Here is a 12,103-nt window from a genome sequence, read left to right as displayed (position 1 = left end):
ATATTATATTGACTTTAATCAATACCTCAAAACCTATATACACCAACGGTTTCAAGGTATTTTCATCAATAAAAACTTTTGATACTTTTTTGATGCTATAAATCTGTTACCTTAACACTTTTTATCTTGCTTGTTGGTATTACATTTACATCATCTCTTCTAAGATATATCTCGATATCATAACTACAAAACACAACATCTAAAATGTCTTCAAAGCAAGTTATTTCATCATTTGTATATTCAATTTCTACTTTCATTTTTTACATCCTCCTGTTAAATCTAAAAAATTATTTTTCCAATGATACATACTTAATGTACTATCCTTACATATCTCTGAACTCATCCAACTTTTTAGATGCTTATTATAATTATTTGTTTTATAGAAATTCTTTATATTGTTGTATATGTAGTACATGCATATATCAATCATCTTGAAATCCCTTGCACCTAGAACCTTTAATCCTGTTTCAATGTCTATAACAACATATTTTTGAATGTATGCATCATCGCATCGCTTATATATCCCAAAACTCATATCCTCATAATAAAACAGATATCCATCAACAACCTTTTTTAATACTCTACCTGTTTCTCTATTCAATATTGCAGTATAAAATCTAGCCTTTGTTTTTTTCATTTCACGCTTCCCTCTTTTCACATTTGCTGAATTTTTCCTCTACAAGAATATATTTCTTTTTAAATATCTTGCTATAATCTACAAAATGCTTGAATTGATGATCATTATATCCTAGTTCTTTCATAGCCTGCTGTCTTGAGATGATACCACATATTTTTGTGATATCATCTTTATCAAGCAGAAGATAATTAATTCTATTTGGCATGATTATTGCTCTTAAATATAAACGATTCCATTTCATCAAATGCTCTAATCAATTCATCAACTTCATCCTGGAATAATGCAGCACATGGCTTTCCATTTTTCCTCAAAGGATTACATTCAATAGTTGCTTTCTTGAGTTTTAAAATATTTTTAGCTCTAGAATTCTTCATGATCATCACTCCCAATTCACTTTTAATTGTTTTCTGGACTTCTTATGAACAATCATCAGATACTCATCTGTATTCTTTGTATACCAGTAATCATCAGGCTCAAGATTATTGCACATCAGAAGTTTTTTCATTGCTACATTCAATCTCTTTGGATGTTTCATCATAATCCTCCATTTCTTCTATTTTCTCAACTATCTCTTTCACTCTCTTTTCATCAGCAAGACCATATACACTTGCTACATTTAAAATTAGTTTTATGTTATGCAAATCTTCTTGTGTAAAATCCATTTAACCACTCTCTTTCTTTAACTGTTTTAAAAGCCTTTTCTTATACTTCTTTTAGTTTTTCTTGTGTTGTCATAACGTCTTTATATTCTTTCTTTTGTCTAAAAACCTTGTATAAATGCAAACCATAAACGGAGTTGGATGAATACTTAATTCAATGTTATGTTTTTCACTATATTCAAATAATTCACCAAGATTCAACTCATTTATCTTTCTCATATATAATGGGTTTCTATCATAATGTTTAAAATAATCTCTTTCAATGTCGGCTTTGTAGATATAATTCATCGAAAGCCTATATCCATATTTCTCACCATCTTCCCAGATATCGAACTTCTTTTCCCATAGTTCAATAAATGTTCCATCATCCATATACGGTTGCATTAATTTTTCAATAAGTTCAACAATATGGTTAATATCATCATCAAAACAAAATTTATCTTCATTAATAAACTCATATATATTTAATTGATCCGAATTCATACACTATCCTCTACTTCAAATAATGTCGGCTGCTTTAATTGCAGTTCTAATTCCTTTAAATATTTATTTCCTAAATTAAAGTATGATGTCTTGAGTTCTATTCCTATTGCTTTTCTATTGTTTTTCATGGCAACATATGGAACACTCATAATTCCAGCGAACGGATCAAGAACAACCTCTCCCTCGTTTGAATACCATTTCATCAGATGCTCAATTAAATCCAATTGAAGCGGTGTCATGTGTTTCTCATCTTTATCCTCTTTTGCGAGTTTGCTGTTTAAAACATTTGTTCTTTGTATTCTTGGTGTTATATCTCTACCAATAGCCCAACACGGACTTGCGATTCTCGTCCATTCATGGAATTGATCATCATTATTTTCATGTATGACATGAATCCATTCGTCTTCACGCTCACATTTCTGCATAACAACTACATAATCTGCCATGCCTGTTCTTGTATTTTCAGCAAACTTTTTATAAGAGTTCCAGAGAATGCTTGCTGACTTTGTTCTTGTTGCTTCAATCTGGGGATCAGTCCACACAGTTATTTCGCCATGGTATATCCATTTATGCTTTTGAAATGCCCTTATAAGCATTCCTCTAAAGTCAACCAGTCCCATTGCTCCATCTCGTCCCTTGAATGTTGGTATTTGTTTGCAATGCAAACAAATTAATCTTCCTGGTCTTGTGATTCTATAAAGTTCTGTAATAAGGAAATCCATCTGCTTAAAGAACTCATCTAAATCCTTAACATTAGAGAAATCTCTTTCATCATCACTATATGTATATAAATTTGCGAATGGTACACTTGTTATTGTTAAATCAATGCTATCACTTGGCAGTTGACCGCATACATTTACACAGTCATCATTGTATGTTTTATAATTCATAGAAATTCAGGTATTTCAATCTGTTTTGACTGTTCTACCCTTAGCACTTCCTTTCCTTCAAAATTCAATAACTGTATTTCCTTTACAGAAATATCCATTTTATTTTTAAGTTGTTCTTGCATCTGTTGTTTTTGTTTTATATTTTCCAAGATATGAAGTTCTGTTGATCCAATCACGATATATGAATAAACATCATTTTTTTGACCAAATCTGTATATTCTTCTTAAGGCTTGAAAATAATTTTCGTATGAATATGTAAGACCGCAGAAAATAACGTTATGACATTTCTGGAAGTTCATTCCATATCCAAATATTTTTGGCTTACTGATAAGCACTCTTATCTGTCCATTTTTGAATAGCATTGAACAGTCTTCCTTAAATGATGGCTTATCACTTCCACGCACTTCAACCGCATCTGGTATATACTTCTTTAATAAGTCAGCTTCCTGATTTGTATCACACCATATCAAATACTGTTCATTATCTTTCGATGCTATCTCTGCACATCTTTTTGCTCTCTTATCTGCAGTACGTGATTTTTCTTTGTGAAATGATGTTGCAGATGTTCCAATTTCTCTAAATAGTCCACTTTCAAACTCATCATCAATAACATCTATCTCAATTATTTCATTTTTTTCAATTAGATTTGGCAATTTATAATATTCTGCCTTGAATCCCAAATCCTTTGGACTTTCAATATTAATCGACCATGTGCAGCACCATCTATAAAATTCTTTTGTTGCATGTCCTTTTAGTCTCCATGTTCCTGTTTTCATATCATTTATAAAATATGTGGCAAGTGCTTTTGCTGTTGTTGTAACTCCCAAAAAATCAGCATGATTCAACAGTTCCATTAAATCATTTGGTGCTGGTGTTGCAGTGCAGCACAGCTTATATTCTGTATCTTTAAAATAATTTGATAACTTTGTTCTTACTTTTCCAGTAAAGTTTTTTAATATGCTTGATTCATCCAATACAACACCACCAAAGACGCTACAGTCAACATTATCCAATTGTTCATAATTAATAATATTAATTCCATCTTTTATATGATCCTCATAAGCCAGCATATATACTTTATATCCTAATTTTGGTGCTTCCTCTTTTGCAGTCTGTATTGTTACTCCTAAAGGTGCAATGATTAATACTGGCTTTTTTGTGTATAGATAAACCTGATAAGCCCATTCAATCTGTTGTAAAGTCTTTCCCATTCCACACGCTTCAAACAAGCAAAACCTTTTCAATTCCAATGCTTTTTTTACAATTGCTTTTTGATAATCAAACAGTACTGAATTCAAGTCATTTTCATTTATTTCAATTCCCCTTGACTGATTAACTACTTTCTTTCTTCTTATAAATTCTTCATAATTCATTTTGTCATGCACCTTTCAACGTATGTAATTTAACACTTTTATCTAGTCTTGGTTTTATGATCATCATGTATATCTTGTTACCATTACTATCCTCTTCAACTTTTGTTACACGACTAACTTCTACATGCATAAAATACCCACTCTTTTCCTCTCCAGATGGTGTTGGATACTGTTCTTCAAGTCTCAATATATCACCCTTCTCAAACTTTCTATCTGAATGACAATATACATAAATATTTATATTATTTCTTCCTTTTTGGATTTGCTTAAATAAACAGTCAAATACTGGCACATTCTTAATCATTTTTCATCATCTCCGTTTCATCAAAAACTACAATTTTATATCTGTTTTTAAACAAGTTTTGTCTTGATGCCATTATATAAATCGATCCTCTTTCTAGGTTTGTATAATCCATGAGTTCATAAATTGTAAAGATACCAATACATCTCTCTTTTTCATTTGTATCGTACAGACCATACAATGCTAATTTAGGCATGATATCCCTCCTAATATTTCATTTTTTCAAGACGTTTCTTTTTCATCTTATCGGTTGTTCTTGTGTAGATGCGTGTTGTATCTACGCTTGAATGTCCAAGAATATCAGCAAGTTCAGTGATATCTCCGCCATCTTCCAAGAACTTAATAGCAAACAGATGTCTAAAGCTGTGTGGATGGACCTTTTCAATCTTGATTCCTCTACACTTACCAGCAATCTTTTTTAGATTCTTATAGATAGTTGATGGATCAATCATCTTATCCTTATTTTTGCCATAAAATATATATCCACTTTCAATCTTCTTTTCACTGCAATATTTATTAAGTTCTTTCTTTAGGTCATTACGCAAAATGATCGTTCGTATCTTCCCTTTATTTCTAACATTAATAAAATTCTTCTGAATATTCTCTACAGTAAAAGCACTTAATTCATGTGCACGTATTCCTGTATATGCAAATATCTTCATAATCAGATACATATCCATTCTTTTTACTTTTTTAGATTTTGCCATTCTTAGCATCCTTTTTAAATCCTCTGGTTCAAGAACATCTGCTAAAGATTGTTTATTCTGTACTCTTACAAGTTTTAAAGTATTGTTTGATTCCCACTTTTTCAGTTTTTCAAGTTTGAACTCTCCATGCTTTTCAACAATTTCACAATACTTAATAAATTTATTAACAATAATTATGTAGTTATTGATTGTTGATGGCTTGAAATTATCAATCAGATACTCCTTGAATTTCATGATTTCAATCTTTGAGACTTCATCAGACTTGATATAATTCATAAACATATTTATGACATGCTCATAATGTTCCTGTGTCTTGAGTGACTTTTCGTCAAACTTTTCATTAAGAAGAAACTCATCTCTTAATTCAATCATCCTTGATTTCTTCACAATCACTCATCCTTTCTTTCGACCATTCGAACGTGAATATAGAACATATGATTAACCTTGTTATACATAATTTCGTGTTCAATGTACTTTCTATTTTTGTATTGTCTTTGCATGAGTTCAGCAACACTTAAATCATTAGCGATCATTTTTCTAATCTTGCTATAAGGAAAAACAGTATAACTTTTTCTTATCTTTGGCTTTTTTAGATTCTTGCTTGAATACCATCTTTTCTTGCCCTTTGGGTCCTTGGCAAGATACTTAGCAAGTCCGGTCAATCCGTCTTCATCATCTGGATCAATTTTTCTGACATTGTTCCTCTTACCAAAATGCCAGTTTTCTTCAATTTCATTCATACTCAATCCATTTTCTATTATGAGATGATGGTGAATTCTTTTTTTCTTATCCTCATCATATTCAGTAATGAAAATATATTTAGCATTATCAAGCCCTATCTTCTTTCTCCGATAATTTATACGTCTTATGTAGTTCTTCATATTCTTGTTTGCTTCATCTACATTTTTAGGCAGATACTTATTTGAATATGTAAATGTCACCCATAAATCATCTTCCTTGAAATTACAGTTAATCAATCTTTCAAGCTGCTTTCTTGAATTCTTGTCGTTTAGATTTCTTTGAGCTTTCTTGCTTTTCTTCTTAATGTTTAGTCTATCCGCTGTACTCCTACTAAATTCTGGATATATTTCAATCTCAAACTGTTCACTACTTTTAATTGTCTTTGTTGCATAGACATAATCAATATCTCTATTCTTTAACAATCTTTCTATTTCATTATCTATTCCTATACTTATTGGATCAGATATTATTTCATCATAATCATAATTAAAGACATTCTTCATTCTAATTCTCTATCTGGCTTTCGTTCACTTGTTAATATCTATAACAAGGACGCTACACTGCTCAAAACATCTTCATTTTATTCACAAAAAACATTGATTTATTCGGTATTTTTTGTTATAATAACTATGTTAGATGAAGATGAAACCACTCGATGTTACCAGCATCCATGAGTGGTTTTTTCTTATGCTTTTTTAATGTACATATGTAATAGAGTTAACAATCGCCCATGACATTCCAAAGAATATAGATAATGCATAATAAAATATATCTTTTCTATCCATAGATAATCATTACTCCAATAATAATTGCTATAATGATCCATGATGCTGCGACAACTACTTTCTTTGCTCTATCTGATTGCTTTTCGATTAAACTATCAATAATCAAATCAACTCTATATAATTTTTTTGTTAGTCTATTTTTCTCATTTCTTTTCACATTTGTATATTCCGCATAATAGCATATACAAAGAAAGACGATTATTGTGACCAATGATCCAATGATTGTGTCAATTATTTCATTCATAATTTCCATGACCATCAATTTTAAATATGTATTTTTCTTCTACCCAGCTCGTTTCGTGATGTCCATTTATATAATAAGCGACCTCATACTCGTTGTTTATATCATCAATGGACACTATCAAACCTATGTATGAGCATCTGTCATCTTTAACATAAACAGTTTCTTTAATGTTAAATTTTTGCTTGGGCAAATATGGTCCAAAATCAATAGAATCAATATTTATTAATTCCTGTCCTTTGCTCTCAACTTCCTTATCTAAATCGTATTTTAAAGATTTACTATACTTATCATAAACGACACAAGAGTTATCGATTATATTTTTTGCTACTGGGAGAAAGAACACATCCATAATGCACGTTCTTTCTTCATTAGTTACATAGTCAATATGAGATGCCATATCTTCAAGAATTTCATTGTCTGCTGTGCTGTAAAAATGAAATCCATTTGCAAACAATGTTTTTAAAGTCTTAATTGCATTGTCTCTATTAAATTTAATTGCTACATTTCCTTTTACAAATTCACTTACATGTATTTCGTTTTTTGATACATGATCTTGTACTACAAGATCATCGTAATGTATAACCTCAGCATTTGAATCACATTCAGTTATTATTATCAGATTAATATCAAATGCTAGAACTAAGATATTCTTACGTACAAATAATACAAATTTTGTATCATTGGCACGTACTATCCTATCAATTACCGTTGTGTCTATTCCCTCTTCTTTTAATGCTTTAGCCATATTCTTCGCTTCAATATAATTTCCAACAAAGACTAAATCTTTGTTTATAAAATCTTTTATAGTATATTTTTTCATGTTGATTTCTCTCTTTCTATCAACTATAATGTAGTTGATTAATTTATAGTGTTAATCATTTTTTGAGTCACTGCTTCCAACAGTGACTTTTTTAATTGTAACTTTTGTTTCTGTGTTGTTTTGAATGTCCAGTAACTTAAATAGATTACGAATAAATAGTTCTACATTCATTTCTCCAACACAACTCCCTTTTGCATATCTTCATATTGCTTAATAAAGATACTTTCTAATGTTTTTTCCATTTAACACACCTCTTTCATTTTTAAATATAGAATTAATAAGAATGTTGTAATTGCTATTATCCAATAACATACAATGCGTATTCTCAGTTCTGCATCATTTGGTTTATATTGTTCATTAAACAACAACCTAGGGTATTTAATCTCTTTCACATGAATACCTCTCAAAACTTATAAATGAACCTAATAGCAATAATCCAATAATCATTTGAGTTTCATTTGAACGCTCTATAAAATTTGATGAAAATAAGATAACTGCAAATAAAATCATTAATTCAAAACTTATTTTTTCTTTCATATTAATTCCTCTCAATCATTGGCAATATATCTTCTCTTTTTAACAACTCATACAAGAACAATCTTCCTTTTTGTGTCCATTTTGTATTCATCTTAACAATTGTAGTACCATTATTTTTAGGGATATCTATCGTTTCACTTGATGTGTATCCCTTATCTTGATACTTACTATACAAAAGCCATTGTCCGCCCTGTTTATACTGCACTCCTAAGAAATATAATCTTCTATTTAGTTCCTGAGCTGACATGCCATAATCTTTAGCGATTTGTCCAATATTAACTAATGATTTACTTTTCAAAATGACATCACAATAATCAGCCTTTGGTTTTAATTCTGAAATCTGTTGGTCCTTAACTTTGTTGGCAAGCATTAACCGTTCAACTTGTTTTCTTGAATATTCCAATGCTCTATTCATAATATATTCAGGACTGTTCCATTGCTTTTCAATTTCAATGAAATAATGCCTAGCTTGTTTACCTTTTTCATTACGTTGGATCATAGCAATTTCTTTGGCCATATCTAATGTGATTTCATAATCTGTTGATGGTCTGCCACCTGTACTTTTGCTCAAAATTGAGCGAAAGTCTTTTTCCTCCTCAAAACCATACTCACACATTCTAGGAAACCAATCTTTAAAATGAGTTCCTATTTCTAAAAATTCATGTAATTCTCTTGCTGATAATGTGATGCGATCATTATCATAATTTACTTTTAATAAATCTTTCATTTACTTTCATCCCCCTACCACTTATAATAGAAGTGGTTAAATTTATGTTTTAATCATTTTAAAGTCGACTCTGCCAAGTCGGCTTTTCGCATTTCAAATTCAATCTTTGCATATTTGACAATGCGATTTTCATCAATGTTCAGATGCTTAATAAGTCTTTTCATAGACACTACTCGATATCCTGGTATCTTTTTGCCCGCTTCTTCAATTTCTTCTCGAAGTTTATCCATAATAATACTTGCATTTGATCTTGTACACCCGCTCAAAATCTGAATATCTTTTGTATCAGCCCACTGTTTCTTTATGACTTCTAATAATTCAAGATTAGAAAATTGCTTACGCATATTTATCACCTCCTTTTTAATCACTTCAAATAAAGTTTTCAAAGGGAATAAGCAAGTTTATTAGAGACCTAACAATTTCTACACTTGCAAGTATTCTTTCAACTTTATTTCTATATTTGCTAGGTATGCTTTAATGCATACCTTTTTTGAGATATACTACTTAGAGAAAACAAACTTTATAATTGATTTATTAACTACATCAATATTTCCAAATATTAACAAATAATAATGTGGTAAAATTTGGTATAATATATGTGGTCAGCAATTCCTATGAGTATCCTATGTGGATGCTCTTTTTTTATCTAATCTCTTTAAATAAGAAATCCTTTCTTTTCTCCACTGTTTAGAAATAATTACTAAAATAGCATCAATTAGTAACCACCAAAACAAAATTTCTTTTAACAAGCTCATATTCTTCTCTCTCTCTTTAATCTGTTTTGAATATTTCTCTACCTCATTTATGCTATAATTAGCGTGAAAGGAGGTGTAAGAAATGTATTTATATGACAAAATAAATAATGTTGTTCATATTAAAGAAAATTTACAAATTGAATGTGGCATAACAGATAAATCAAAATCCTACTGTGTCCTTGTTGACCATTTAGATAATGTTGATGAGCAAGGATTATGGAGCAAACATCTTTCAAAACCTACTCGCTGTCCACATTGTTTTAAAAACTCTGATGAATAAGATGTTCCAGCATCTTATTTTTTCTTTTCTTCTGTTAGACTGCTATAGCACAATTCTGATTTTCTCCAGCCACTATCTGTTTCCCAAGAATGAATGACTGCTATACATACATCATCAAACTCAGCATTTAAAATGATTTTACCATTATGTTTACGTACAATAAGTTCATATTTCTCATTTTTCATAATCCACTCCTTTCTAATTTGTTTTGAATAATTCATAATTTCTTTGTTTGTTTTCTCCAAGTAATGCACCTTACAATATTCAAAGATATAAGAATCATAAATTAATCAAATTGATTAATAAAAAGTGTCCAGCTTTTATAGAAACTCTTGTATTTGAGATATTGATATATTTGATTTTCAAAGCATTAGGCATGCAATAAGCATGTCTTTTCTTTTTTAAGATACATTACTTAGAGAAAACAAACTTTTTACTGATTAAAATGAAGATTTAGTTATGCAACGAAGGTATAATCTATATCTACTCCTTTCTTTTTTTATGTTGCTTATCATTTTCTTTATCCCATTTTAGGGTTGAATCTGGCAAAAAAATTTTACATTTTTCCTTTTCGTTATAAATATGAAGTTCATTACAAAAAAATAAAGCATCTTCAATAGTCATTTTGATTTTTCCATGAAGTAATCGATTAATTGTATTTAATGTACAACCTTTTTTCTTTGCTAAATCTTTTTGTGTTTTTCCAAGTTTAACAATTCTTGATCTTAATTCTGCCAAATCAATATCATATTTATCCATGAAGTCCTCCTTTCCAAATCCCATTTTAGGGACACTTTAATTATATCCCTTTTTAGAGATATGTCAACACATTTTTTAAATAAATCTACGTTTTTTGTATAATTGTCATTGCAAAAATGGGATGAACATATTATAATACAGTTATAAAGTAGGTGAAAATATGGACGAAGTTGAAGCGGTAGTTAAAAGACTATACAATGCGATTATTAAGAGTGGATATTCATATGCCGAATTAGAAAAAAGAAGCGGTATTTCAAAATCAGCATTACAAAGATATGCGACAGGAAAAACGAAAAAGATACCTTTAGATGTAATTGTGACAGTGGCACCTATTATAAATGTCTCTCCTGCATATCTTATGGGATGGGAACAAGAAAAACACTTCAAAGATTTAGAAAACAATCCTGATGCATTAAAAGAAGGATATGATGAAAACATAAAATATCTAATGGAACATGAAGGCGGACATCTTGTTGACTTATATAAAGAACTTATTAACAACGAGAGTTTAATATTGCTTATGGATAAGGCTACAAAACTTAAGCCTGTTGATGTTGCAAACTTGATCAGAATTGCTGATGCATTTGAAAAAGAAACGTTCGGTGACAAAGATGAACCTGAATAAAGAAATTGGTAGGATATTAAAAGAGATTAGAATAAGTAAAGGTATGTCTATACAGTATCTCTCTAGCGAACTTGACATTGATCAAGATACTTTATTAGATTATGAAAATGGTAAAAGAATAGAATCAACTGTTCTTGAAAAGATATGTGATATATTAGAGGTCGATAAGATAAATGTTTTAGAAAAAGCAAAACTAAACGCAAAATATGTTATAGGAGATAAAAAAAACTTGAATAAAGAAGAACTCGTAATTAAATTTTTAGAAGAAAAAAATGAGTATGAATTAATAGAACTCTATAAAGAAATTATCGAAAAGAATAGTCTAATGATATTGCTAGATGAGGATAAAGATTTATCTGTTGAGGAGGTGTATCAAATTTTAAAAATAATAAGAAATTTGGACTAAACCTTTAAATAAGTTGTTGTGTACTTTGACCAAAAGAATTGCTGACACAATAAAAAAGATTGAAGGGATATTAATGTATTTTAGTAATGATAGTATTGAGGAATTTTTACAGAAACACAAAATAGTATATAGACCTATAAATATGCCTTATAGCAATATGAAAGGTTTTGCATACTATAAAAACAACACATATTTAGTTATTGTTAATAAAAAATATATTCAACATCAGATGGAGTTATATGGAAATATAATTAACATATTAAGAAACAACTTCATATACGAAGATGAAAACAAAGAACTCCACTATAATACAATAACGAAAATTATAAAGAATTTAGAACAATTATGTAAAGATATTGAAAGTTAGATTATGG

At 29.6% G+C, this 12,103-nt stretch carries 25 protein-coding genes; 4 read left to right on the top strand and 21 right to left on the bottom strand.

Features of this window, described 5'->3' with window-relative positions:
- Positions 1-95 precede the first annotated feature (95 nt).
- The 19 genes from BN1865_RS18510 to BN1865_RS19005 form a co-directional block, all read right to left on the bottom strand.
- The gene (locus tag BN1865_RS18510) at positions 96-257 is read right to left on the bottom strand and encodes a hypothetical protein (RefSeq protein ID WP_157844153.1); all 162 of its coding nucleotides are present in this window, start codon (positions 255-257) and stop codon (positions 96-98) included.
- On the bottom strand, positions 254-637 hold the full coding sequence (locus BN1865_RS17115; RefSeq protein ID WP_050638461.1) for a hypothetical protein: 384 nt from the start codon (positions 635-637) through the stop codon (positions 254-256). The genes BN1865_RS18510 and BN1865_RS17115 overlap by 4 nt, the downstream gene beginning before the upstream one ends.
- A 1-nt stretch (position 638) precedes the next feature.
- Positions 639-842, bottom strand: coding sequence for a hypothetical protein (locus tag BN1865_RS17110; RefSeq protein WP_050638460.1), 204 nt, complete (start codon positions 840-842; stop codon positions 639-641).
- Positions 832-1,011, bottom strand: a complete 180-nt coding sequence (locus tag BN1865_RS17105; protein ID WP_050638459.1) for a hypothetical protein — start codon at positions 1,009-1,011, stop codon at positions 832-834. Before BN1865_RS17105 ends, BN1865_RS17110 begins: the two co-directional genes overlap by 11 nt.
- A 5-nt stretch (positions 1,012-1,016) precedes the next feature.
- Positions 1,017-1,127 (bottom strand): DUF6906 family protein, encoded by a 111-nt coding sequence (locus tag BN1865_RS19125; RefSeq protein WP_445082212.1) that lies wholly within the window; start codon positions 1,125-1,127, stop codon positions 1,017-1,019.
- Complete coding sequence (locus BN1865_RS17100; RefSeq protein ID WP_050638458.1) at positions 1,117-1,299, bottom strand: hypothetical protein; 183 nt, start codon at positions 1,297-1,299, stop codon at positions 1,117-1,119. The genes BN1865_RS19125 and BN1865_RS17100 overlap by 11 nt, the downstream gene beginning before the upstream one ends.
- A gap of 69 nt (positions 1,300-1,368) precedes the next feature.
- A complete protein-coding gene (locus tag BN1865_RS17095; RefSeq protein ID WP_050638457.1) occupies positions 1,369-1,779 on the bottom strand; it encodes a hypothetical protein in 411 nt (136 codons plus the stop codon).
- Positions 1,776-2,669, bottom strand: a complete 894-nt coding sequence (locus BN1865_RS17090; protein ID WP_050638456.1) for a DNA-methyltransferase — start codon at positions 2,667-2,669, stop codon at positions 1,776-1,778. The genes BN1865_RS17095 and BN1865_RS17090 overlap by 4 nt, the downstream gene beginning before the upstream one ends.
- On the bottom strand, positions 2,666-4,042 hold the full coding sequence (locus BN1865_RS17085) for a helicase-related protein (RefSeq protein ID WP_050638455.1): 1,377 nt from the start codon (positions 4,040-4,042) through the stop codon (positions 2,666-2,668). Before BN1865_RS17085 ends, BN1865_RS17090 begins: the two co-directional genes overlap by 4 nt.
- Positions 4,043-4,046: 4 nt before the next feature.
- Complete coding sequence (locus BN1865_RS17080; RefSeq protein WP_050638454.1) at positions 4,047-4,346, bottom strand: DUF3850 domain-containing protein; 300 nt, start codon at positions 4,344-4,346, stop codon at positions 4,047-4,049.
- Positions 4,339-4,539, bottom strand: coding sequence for a hypothetical protein (locus tag BN1865_RS17075; RefSeq protein WP_050638453.1), 201 nt, complete (start codon positions 4,537-4,539; stop codon positions 4,339-4,341). Before BN1865_RS17075 ends, BN1865_RS17080 begins: the two co-directional genes overlap by 8 nt.
- 10 nt (positions 4,540-4,549) lie before the next feature.
- Positions 4,550-5,422, bottom strand: coding sequence for a tyrosine-type recombinase/integrase (locus BN1865_RS17070; RefSeq protein ID WP_050638626.1), 873 nt, complete (start codon positions 5,420-5,422; stop codon positions 4,550-4,552).
- 17 nt (positions 5,423-5,439) lie between these two features.
- Positions 5,440-6,294, bottom strand: coding sequence for a rolling circle replication-associated protein (locus BN1865_RS17065; protein WP_050638452.1), 855 nt, complete (start codon positions 6,292-6,294; stop codon positions 5,440-5,442).
- A 274-nt stretch (positions 6,295-6,568) separates the two neighbouring features.
- Positions 6,569-6,820 (bottom strand): hypothetical protein, encoded by a 252-nt coding sequence (locus BN1865_RS17060; RefSeq protein WP_198527304.1) that lies wholly within the window; start codon positions 6,818-6,820, stop codon positions 6,569-6,571.
- The gene (locus BN1865_RS17055; RefSeq protein WP_050638450.1) at positions 6,813-7,640 is read right to left on the bottom strand and encodes a hypothetical protein; all 828 of its coding nucleotides are present in this window, start codon (positions 7,638-7,640) and stop codon (positions 6,813-6,815) included. Before BN1865_RS17055 ends, BN1865_RS17060 begins: the two co-directional genes overlap by 8 nt.
- Before the next feature lie 378 nt (positions 7,641-8,018).
- A complete protein-coding gene (locus BN1865_RS18505) occupies positions 8,019-8,177 on the bottom strand; it encodes a hypothetical protein (RefSeq protein ID WP_157844152.1) in 159 nt (52 codons plus the stop codon).
- Between the two features lies 1 nt (position 8,178).
- Positions 8,179-8,904 (bottom strand): phage antirepressor KilAC domain-containing protein, encoded by a 726-nt coding sequence (locus BN1865_RS17050; RefSeq protein ID WP_050638449.1) that lies wholly within the window; start codon positions 8,902-8,904, stop codon positions 8,179-8,181.
- 53 nt (positions 8,905-8,957) lie between these two features.
- Positions 8,958-9,248 carry a hypothetical protein gene (locus BN1865_RS17045; RefSeq protein WP_050638448.1) on the bottom strand — a complete coding sequence of 97 codons (291 nt, stop codon included), beginning with the start codon at positions 9,246-9,248 and terminating at the stop codon, positions 8,958-8,960.
- Positions 9,249-9,527: 279 nt separating this feature from the next.
- Complete coding sequence (locus tag BN1865_RS19005; RefSeq protein WP_255351776.1) at positions 9,528-9,659, bottom strand: hypothetical protein; 132 nt, start codon at positions 9,657-9,659, stop codon at positions 9,528-9,530.
- 82 nt (positions 9,660-9,741) lie between these two features.
- Here BN1865_RS19005 and BN1865_RS17040 point away from each other — a divergent pair, with 82 nt between their 5' ends.
- Positions 9,742-9,939, top strand: a complete 198-nt coding sequence (locus BN1865_RS17040; protein WP_050638447.1) for a hypothetical protein — start codon at positions 9,742-9,744, stop codon at positions 9,937-9,939.
- Positions 9,940-9,953: 14 nt separating this feature from the next.
- On the opposite strand, the gene BN1865_RS18500 is transcribed toward BN1865_RS17040, so the two are convergent.
- Positions 9,954-10,124 (bottom strand): hypothetical protein, encoded by a 171-nt coding sequence (locus BN1865_RS18500; RefSeq protein ID WP_157844151.1) that lies wholly within the window; start codon positions 10,122-10,124, stop codon positions 9,954-9,956.
- A 298-nt stretch (positions 10,125-10,422) separates the two neighbouring features.
- Positions 10,423-10,698 carry a helix-turn-helix domain-containing protein gene (locus BN1865_RS17035; RefSeq protein WP_050638446.1) on the bottom strand — a complete coding sequence of 92 codons (276 nt, stop codon included), beginning with the start codon at positions 10,696-10,698 and terminating at the stop codon, positions 10,423-10,425.
- Between the two features lie 160 nt (positions 10,699-10,858).
- Between BN1865_RS17035 and BN1865_RS17030 the strand changes: the two genes are divergently transcribed.
- The 3 genes from BN1865_RS17030 to BN1865_RS17020 all read left to right on the top strand — a co-directional run bounded on the left by BN1865_RS17030 (position 10,859) and on the right by BN1865_RS17020 (position 12,096).
- Positions 10,859-11,323 carry a helix-turn-helix domain-containing protein gene (locus tag BN1865_RS17030; protein ID WP_050638445.1) on the top strand — a complete coding sequence of 155 codons (465 nt, stop codon included), beginning with the start codon at positions 10,859-10,861 and terminating at the stop codon, positions 11,321-11,323.
- Positions 11,310-11,729, top strand: a complete 420-nt coding sequence (locus BN1865_RS17025) for a helix-turn-helix domain-containing protein (RefSeq protein ID WP_050638444.1) — start codon at positions 11,310-11,312, stop codon at positions 11,727-11,729. The genes BN1865_RS17030 and BN1865_RS17025 overlap by 14 nt, the downstream gene beginning before the upstream one ends.
- 73 nt (positions 11,730-11,802) lie before the next feature.
- Positions 11,803-12,096 (top strand): hypothetical protein, encoded by a 294-nt coding sequence (locus tag BN1865_RS17020; RefSeq protein ID WP_050638443.1) that lies wholly within the window; start codon positions 11,803-11,805, stop codon positions 12,094-12,096.
- Positions 12,097-12,103 lie beyond the last annotated feature (7 nt).

The organism is Candidatus Stoquefichus sp. SB1 (genome assembly GCF_001244545.1).
Taxonomy (GTDB): Bacteria; Bacillota_I; Bacilli_A; order Erysipelotrichales; family Coprobacillaceae; genus Stoquefichus.
Note: the sequence above shows the minus strand (reverse complement) of the source record. Positions and strands in the feature narration are given on the sequence as shown.

What these genes read in the sequence shown, in the direction of transcription:
- BN1865_RS17095 (WP_050638457.1), bottom strand. Translation starts at nt 1,779, where the DNA reads ATGAATTCGGATCAATTAAATATATATGAGTTTATTAATGAAGATAAA.
- BN1865_RS17100 (WP_050638458.1), bottom strand. Translation starts at nt 1,299, where the DNA reads ATGGATTTTACACAAGAAGATTTGCATAACATAAAACTAATTTTAAAT.
- BN1865_RS19125 (WP_445082212.1), bottom strand. Translation starts at nt 1,127, where the DNA reads ATGTGCAATAATCTTGAGCCTGATGATTACTGGTATACAAAGAATACA.
- BN1865_RS17060 (WP_198527304.1), bottom strand. Translation starts at nt 6,820, where the DNA reads ATGAATGAAATAATTGACACAATCATTGGATCATTGGTCACAATAATC.
- BN1865_RS17080 (WP_050638454.1), bottom strand. Translation starts at nt 4,346, where the DNA reads ATGATTAAGAATGTGCCAGTATTTGACTGTTTATTTAAGCAAATCCAA.
- BN1865_RS18510 (WP_157844153.1), bottom strand. Translation starts at nt 257, where the DNA reads ATGAAAGTAGAAATTGAATATACAAATGATGAAATAACTTGCTTTGAA.
- BN1865_RS18505 (WP_157844152.1), bottom strand. Translation starts at nt 8,177, where the DNA reads ATGAAAGAAAAAATAAGTTTTGAATTAATGATTTTATTTGCAGTTATC.
- BN1865_RS17030 (WP_050638445.1), top strand. Translation starts at nt 10,859, where the DNA reads ATGGACGAAGTTGAAGCGGTAGTTAAAAGACTATACAATGCGATTATT.
- BN1865_RS17075 (WP_050638453.1), bottom strand. Translation starts at nt 4,539, where the DNA reads ATGCCTAAATTAGCATTGTATGGTCTGTACGATACAAATGAAAAAGAG.
- BN1865_RS17020 (WP_050638443.1), top strand. Translation starts at nt 11,803, where the DNA reads ATGTATTTTAGTAATGATAGTATTGAGGAATTTTTACAGAAACACAAA.
- BN1865_RS17045 (WP_050638448.1), bottom strand. Translation starts at nt 9,248, where the DNA reads ATGCGTAAGCAATTTTCTAATCTTGAATTATTAGAAGTCATAAAGAAA.
- BN1865_RS17105 (WP_050638459.1), bottom strand. Translation starts at nt 1,011, where the DNA reads ATGAAGAATTCTAGAGCTAAAAATATTTTAAAACTCAAGAAAGCAACT.
- BN1865_RS17085 (WP_050638455.1), bottom strand. Translation starts at nt 4,042, where the DNA reads ATGAATTATGAAGAATTTATAAGAAGAAAGAAAGTAGTTAATCAGTCA.
- BN1865_RS17025 (WP_050638444.1), top strand. Translation starts at nt 11,310, where the DNA reads ATGAACCTGAATAAAGAAATTGGTAGGATATTAAAAGAGATTAGAATA.
- BN1865_RS17115 (WP_050638461.1), bottom strand. Translation starts at nt 637, where the DNA reads ATGAAAAAAACAAAGGCTAGATTTTATACTGCAATATTGAATAGAGAA.
- BN1865_RS17035 (WP_050638446.1), bottom strand. Translation starts at nt 10,698, where the DNA reads ATGGATAAATATGATATTGATTTGGCAGAATTAAGATCAAGAATTGTT.
- BN1865_RS18500 (WP_157844151.1), bottom strand. Translation starts at nt 10,124, where the DNA reads ATGAAAAATGAGAAATATGAACTTATTGTACGTAAACATAATGGTAAA.
- BN1865_RS17055 (WP_050638450.1), bottom strand. Translation starts at nt 7,640, where the DNA reads ATGAAAAAATATACTATAAAAGATTTTATAAACAAAGATTTAGTCTTT.
- BN1865_RS17110 (WP_050638460.1), bottom strand. Translation starts at nt 842, where the DNA reads ATGCCAAATAGAATTAATTATCTTCTGCTTGATAAAGATGATATCACA.
- BN1865_RS17040 (WP_050638447.1), top strand. Translation starts at nt 9,742, where the DNA reads ATGTATTTATATGACAAAATAAATAATGTTGTTCATATTAAAGAAAAT.
- BN1865_RS19005 (WP_255351776.1), bottom strand. Translation starts at nt 9,659, where the DNA reads ATGAGCTTGTTAAAAGAAATTTTGTTTTGGTGGTTACTAATTGATGCT.
- BN1865_RS17070 (WP_050638626.1), bottom strand. Translation starts at nt 5,422, where the DNA reads ATGATTGAATTAAGAGATGAGTTTCTTCTTAATGAAAAGTTTGACGAA.
- BN1865_RS17090 (WP_050638456.1), bottom strand. Translation starts at nt 2,669, where the DNA reads ATGAATTATAAAACATACAATGATGACTGTGTAAATGTATGCGGTCAA.
- BN1865_RS17065 (WP_050638452.1), bottom strand. Translation starts at nt 6,294, where the DNA reads ATGAAGAATGTCTTTAATTATGATTATGATGAAATAATATCTGATCCA.
- BN1865_RS17050 (WP_050638449.1), bottom strand. Translation starts at nt 8,904, where the DNA reads ATGAAAGATTTATTAAAAGTAAATTATGATAATGATCGCATCACATTA.